The sequence below is a fragment of the Stenotrophomonas sp. GD03654 genome (genome assembly GCF_029845105.1).
Lineage (GTDB): Bacteria > Pseudomonadota > Gammaproteobacteria > Xanthomonadales > Xanthomonadaceae > Stenotrophomonas > Stenotrophomonas africana.
In genome coordinates, this window is sequence record NZ_JAOCLC010000134.1 from 1 (window position 1) to 4,042 (window position 4,042).

Annotated in this window: 2 protein-coding genes and 1 riboswitch; of the genes, one reads left to right on the forward strand and one right to left on the reverse strand. The window is 64.4% G+C overall.

The window, feature by feature from the left end:
• A partial coding sequence (gene thiC / locus N5J73_RS24000; RefSeq protein ID WP_279941372.1) for a phosphomethylpyrimidine synthase ThiC occupies nucleotides 1-1,804 on the reverse strand: 1,804 nt, incomplete at its 3' end.
• Between the two features lie 82 nt (nucleotides 1,805-1,886).
• A riboswitch (TPP riboswitch) is annotated at nucleotides 1,887-1,988 on the reverse strand.
• Nucleotides 1,989-2,233: 245 nt separating this feature from the next.
• Between thiC and N5J73_RS24005 the strand changes: the two genes are divergently transcribed.
• On the forward strand, nucleotides 2,234-3,811 hold the full coding sequence (locus tag N5J73_RS24005) for a BCCT family transporter (RefSeq protein ID WP_049444450.1): 1,578 nt from the start codon (nucleotides 2,234-2,236) through the stop codon (nucleotides 3,809-3,811).
• The last annotated feature ends 231 nt before the right edge of the window (nucleotides 3,812-4,042 follow it).

Sequence of the window (4,042 nt, forward strand, 5' to 3'; positions counted from 1 at the left end):
CCTCCGACTTCTCCTTCATGCCGGCCTCGGCGTAGTCGCGTACGTCCTGGGTGATTTTCATCGAACAGAAGTGCGGACCGCACATCGAGCAGAAGTGCGCCAGCTTGTGCGCATCCTTCGGGAGGGTCTCGTCGTGGAACTCCTTGGCCTTCTCCGGATCCAGGCCAAGGTGGAACTGGTCTTCCCAGCGGAACTCGAAGCGCGCCTTGCTCAATGCGTTGTCGCGCACCTGCGCACCCGGATGGCCCTTGGCCAGATCAGCCGCATGCGCGGCGATGCGGTAGGCCATGATGCCGTCGCGCACATCCTGGCGGTTGGGCAGGCCGAGATGCTCCTTCGGCGTCACGTAGCAGAGCATGGCCGTACCGAACCAGCCGATCATCGCCGCGCCGATCGCGCTGGTGATGTGGTCGTAGCCGGGCGCGATATCGGTGGTCAGCGGCCCCAGCGTGTAGAACGGCGCCTCGCCACACTCACGCAGCTGCTTGTCCATGTTCTCCTTGATCAGCTGCATCGGCACGTGGCCGGGGCCTTCGATCATGGTCTGCACATCGTGCTTCCAGGCAATCTTCGTCAGCTCACCCAACGTTTCCAGCTCACCGAACTGCGCGGCGTCGTTGGCATCGGCGATGCAGCCCGGGCGCAGGCCGTCTCCCAGCGAGAAGGTTACGTCGTAGGCCTTCATGATCTCGCAGATGTCTTCGAAATGCGTGTAGAGGAAGTTCTCCTTGTGGTGCGCCAGGCACCACTTGGCCATGATCGAGCCACCGCGGCTGACGATGCCGGTCACGCGCTTGGCAGTGAGCGGCACATAGCGCAGCAGCACGCCGGCATGGATGGTGAAGTAGTCCACGCCCTGCTCGGCCTGCTCGATCAGCGTGTCGCGGAAGATCTCCCAGGTGAGCGCCTCGGCACGGCCGTCGACCTTTTCCAGCGCCTGGTAGATCGGCACGGTACCGATCGCCACCGGCGAGTTGCGGATGATCCACTCGCGGGTTTCGTGGATGTGCTTGCCGGTGGACAGGTCCATCACCGTGTCACCGCCCCAGCGGATCGCCCACACCAGCTTCTCCACTTCCTCGGCAATGCCCGAAGAGACGGCGCTGTTGCCGATGTTGGCGTTGATCTTGGTCAGGAAATTGCGGCCGATGATCATCGGCTCGCTTTCCGGGTGGTTGATGTTGTTGGGCAGCACCGCACGGCCACGGGCGATTTCGTCGCGCACGAATTCCGGGGTGATGATCTTCTGGATCGACGCGCCGAACGCCTCGCCCGGGTGCTGCTGCAGCAGGCCGGCATCGCGGATCGCGTCCAGCCGCTGGTTTTCGCGGATGGCGACGAATTCCATTTCCGGCGTGACGATGCCGCGGCGCGCGTAGTGCATCTGGGTGACGTTGGCGCCTGCACGCGCACGGCGTGGCAGGCTGCGCGCGGGGAAGCGTACCGCATCAAGCTTCGGGTCATGCTCGCGATCGCGGCCGAACGATGAACTCAGTCCTTCGAGCTGCTCGGTATCACCGCGCTCTTCCACCCAGCCGCGACGCAGTTCCGGCAAACCGGCGGACAGATCGATGCGCACCTCGGGATCGGTGTACGGGCCCGACGTGTCGTAAACGGTCACCGGTGCATTCTCTTCACCACCGAACAAGGTCGGCGTGCGGGTCAGCGCGATCTCGCGCATCGGCACCTGCAGATCCGGGCGTGACCCGGGCACGTGGATCTTGCGCGAGCCGGGAATGGGCCGGATCACGGATTCGGAGAGTTGCTGGGCCTGTTGCTGCAGGGCGGAGAGCTGTGCGTTCATCGGGCATCGTCCAGGAAGGTCAGGGACGAAGCGGCGGCGCACTGCGGCCGCGCACGAACGGTCCTTGGGCGGAGTCCGGGCACGGCTGCACTGCAAAGCTTCCCTACGCCGGTATGAGCCGGATCAGGTTCCAAGGGACTGTCTCAACCGTGGCCACATGGCCGCGGTACCCCCGCTTCTTGGTGTGCATTAGAGCATAGAACGCACTGCAGCTCCTGGCTGTTCCAGCCACGCACGACGTGGATCCGCTGTTTCTGTATTAACAGAACCGTGACATCGCATTCAGTAACGTGCACGCGCATCGTGCCGCTGCGGCCGATGTTTCCTCGCCGCCTTCGCGGCCCCTGCCCGGTCTGTGCTGCATGTCGCCGGCCCCTCGCAGCAAGCGCTGCTCGCTCCCCTCAATCCCTTGATCGGAGAAGCCCCTTCATGGTGTTTCGCGTTTCCATCGCACTGGTTCTGCTGCTGGTGCTGCTCGCCGGTGTTGCACCTGGCCCCTTCAATACCGTGGTGCAGAGCATCCTCGGCGAACTCATCCGCGGCATCGGCTGGCTGTACCTGCTGGTCGTGTTCCTGGCGCTTGTGTTCCTGATGTATCTGGCCTTTGGCCGCTTCGGCAACCTGCGCATTGGTGGCGAAGACGCCGAACCGGAGTTCTCGCGGGCCAGCTGGATGTCGATGCTGTTCGCCGCTGGCATGGGCATCGGTCTGGTGTTCTGGGGCGCCGCCGAGCCCATTTCGCACTTCAGCAAGCCACCGGAAGGGCTGGCACCTGAAAGCATGGACGCTGCGCGTGCTGCCATGCGCTACGTGTTCTTCCATTGGGGCCTGCACCCCTGGGCCATCTATGCGCTGATCGGCCTGGCAATGGCCTGGTTCCAGTTCAACCGCAACGGCCGTGGGTTGGTCAGTGACATGCTGCAGCCGATCATCGGCCGCCACCACCGCGGCTGGATCGGCCGCGTGGTCAACATCGCTGCCGTCGTCGCCACTGCGATTGGTGTCGCTACCACGCTGGGCTTCGGCACCATCCAGATCGCCGCCGGCATGGAGCGCGTGTTCGGCCTGCACGCAGGGCCCCCGCTGCAGCTGGTGATCATTGCGGTGGCGTTCGTGCTCTACATGGCTTCCACGCTCAGCGGCGTCGACCGCGGCGTCAAATGGCTGTCCAATTTCAATCTGGCGTTGGCCGCCGTGCTGTTGCTGCTGGTGCTCGTGCTCGGCCCGACCGGTGCGATCTTCAACACGTTCACCACCACGCTGGGCTCCTACCTCAACCAACTGGTGACGATGAGCCTGCGCATGTCGCCGTTCTCATCCAGCACCTGGGTGGCCGACTGGACGATCTTCTACTGGGCCTGGTGGATTTCCTGGGCGCCCTTCGTGGGTTCATTCATCGCGCGCATCTCGCGCGGGCGCAGCGTGCGCGAGTTCGTGATCGGCGTGGTGCTGGCACCGACGCTGCTGGGCTTCTTCTGGTTCTCGGTGTTTGGCGGTACCGCGATCTGGATGCAGATCTTCGGCCAGGCCGATCTGATGCAGGCACTGGGCAATGGCTATGAGACGGTGCTGTTCACGATGTTCGACAGCATGCCGCTGCCGTTGCTGCTGTCGTGCATCGCGCTGGTGCTGCTGATGATCTTCTTCGTGACCTCGGCCGACTCGGCGGTGCTGGTGCTGGCCAGCATGTCCACCGATGAAGCCGGCGATCCGCCACCCAAGCGCAAGCTGGCCTGGGGCGTGGGCGTGGCGCTGATTGCCGGCGCACTGCTGCTGGCCGGCGGCCTGGATGCGCTGCAGGGCATGATCACCATTGCGGCGTTGCCGTTTGCGCTGCTGATGGTGCTGGTGATGGTGTCGCTGTACCGGGTGCTGGACCAGGAGTACACGCGGGAGCGGCGGCAGGCGCAGCGCCAGCGGCATATGATCGATGCGTGGATCGCACGCGAGATGGCCGCGCAGGAGGAGACCCAGGCGGAGGCCGCACGCGCGCACGATCAGGATTGAGGGGGGTTTTGCAGCCTGCGGCTGCACCGCTTTTCTCAAGCAACGACAACAGCAACCTCAAAAGCAGCTCTGGGTTGCTGCTGGTTTGGCGGGGCGGTGTGAGCTGGCAGGACACGCCGTAAACCCATCCCTGGGGGCTCGATGGCGCCATCCATGGCGCCAACGGTCCTGCCAGCCCACGCCGCCCCACCCCCGACAGTTTCCGTGTGACGGTGGGTTTTCCACGCTATG